Here is a 1,850-nt window from a genome sequence, read left to right as displayed (position 1 = left end):
GGCTCAAGCACCTGAGTGTTGAGGATGAGAAGGTTCTTCGTCTGATCGGTGACCTGCTCGGTACGCTCGCCTCCCTGGACCTGAAAGCACGGTGTGCGGCCGGGCTGGACCACGACACCGGCCAGTGGGCCGAGCGCAAGAGGACCCTGACGCTGGATTCCTCCTCCCGATGGGCCGGGTCGATCACCAAGGCCACCCATGATCAGTGGGCGCTGGCCAGGCGCGGGCAGCTCGCGCACATCCAGAGTCTGGAAGCGGGTGTACGCACGATCGCGCACCGGCTGTCCCTGCCGATCGGGGAGAAGGGCGGCAAGCGCGCTCCGGGCGGCTACCGCAGCAGGCAGGAGTGGCATGCGAAGGCCCGCCGCCTGCACGTGCTCGAAGACCGGCTTCGGGCGGTGCGGGCCGATCGTGAGGCCGGAGTCGTCCGTGTGGTGCGGGGCGGGAAGGGGCTGCTGAACACCCGCCGCCACCTGCGGGCTGCCGGGCTCACCGAGGAGCAGTGGCGCACGCGGTGGCAGGCCGTTCGCCGGTTCCTCCAAGCCGATGGCGAGTCCGGCAAGCGGTTCGGCAACGAGACCATCCGCGTCACCCCCGACGGCGAGGTCTCCCTCAAACTGCCCGCCCCGTTGGCGCATCTGGCCAACGCCCCGCACGGCCGGTATGTGCTCGCCGCGCGGGTGGCGTTCGCACACCGGGGTGAGCAGTGGCGCGACCGGGTCACCGCCAACCGCGCCATCGCCTACCGTATCCACGAAGACACATCATGCGGGCGCTGGTACCTCACCGCATCGTGGACAGTCTCTCCGGTGAAGACCGTGCCCCTGGCTGCGGCCAGCACGAACGGCCTAGTTGGCGTCGACACCAACGCCGACCACCTCGCAGCCTGGCGCCTGGACCCACACGGCAACCCCGTCGGAGAACCGCTCCGGTTCGGCTTCGACCTGTCCGGCCCCGCCCCACACCGTGACGCCCAGGTCCGGCACGCCCTGATCCGCCTGCTGCACTGGGCCAAACGCCACGGCCTCGCAGTCGCGATCGAAGACCTCGACTTCACCGCGGAGAAGACCCGCGAGAAGCACGGCAGGCGCAAGAAGTTCCGCAGCCTCATCTCCGGCATGCCCGTCAGCAGACTGCGGGCCCGGCTCGTGAGCATGGCGGCCGAACTCGGCATCACCGTCATCGCCGTCGACCCGGCCTACACCAGCAAGTGGGGCGCCCAGCACTGGCAGAAACCCCTCACCAGCACCAACCGCACCACCACCCGCCACGACGCAGCAGCCGTGGCGATCGGCAGGCGCGCCCTGGGACACCCGATCCGGCGACGGACGACACCGCCCCCACACGACCAGAGCGATCGTGTGGGGCATCGGACCGTCCAGGCCCGACCGGGCGCCCCGAGGCGTGAGGAACCCCGCCCCCGCATCCCCGGACCACGGACACGATCCATGCGCGCCGGATGCGGAGCGAACGCGGGAGACCAGTGTGCCCAGCACCGTTCGGGGCACGCGACTGAGCATGAATCCTGGCAACAGGACTCACTACCGCTCAGTCTTTAGGAACGGTCAGTCCCCCAGCACCGGGAGCAGCTCCGGCAGATGACCGTCTGAGGCGAGGGCGGCGGCCTGGCGGTCCTCGGGAACGGGACCGTAGGTGGTGTCGCGGGCGCGGGCCGGGCGGCCGGCCAGCTCGGCGATGCCCACCAGGTCCTGGATGGAGCGGTAGGAGCCGTAGGAGGAGCCCGCCATACGGGAGATGGTCTCCTCCATAAGGGTGCCGCCCAGGTCGTTGGCGCCGGAGCGGAGCATCTCGGCGGCACCCTCCGTGCCCAGCTTCACCCAGCTGGTCTG

1 protein-coding gene and 1 pseudogene are annotated in these 1,850 nt (G+C 70.2%); one reads left to right on the top strand and one right to left on the bottom strand.

Annotated features, from left to right (window positions below; genetic code table 11):
- Nucleotides 1-1,559 (top strand): IS200/IS605 family accessory protein TnpB-related protein (locus GWI24_RS43880; RefSeq protein WP_210951587.1); only part of this gene is annotated, 1,559 nt, incomplete at its 5' end.
- Nucleotides 1,560-1,565: 6 nt separating this feature from the next.
- Here GWI24_RS43880 and fbiC read toward each other — a convergent pair.
- Nucleotides 1,566-1,850: pseudogene (gene fbiC, locus GWI24_RS43875) on the bottom strand (7,8-didemethyl-8-hydroxy-5-deazariboflavin synthase); the annotation flags it as partial.

It is taken from the genome of Streptomyces sp. MK37H, from assembly GCF_018035285.1.
Classification (GTDB): domain Bacteria; phylum Actinomycetota; class Actinomycetes; order Streptomycetales; family Streptomycetaceae; genus Streptomyces; species Streptomyces endocoffeicus.
This window is presented reverse-complemented; position numbering and strand designations above follow the sequence as displayed.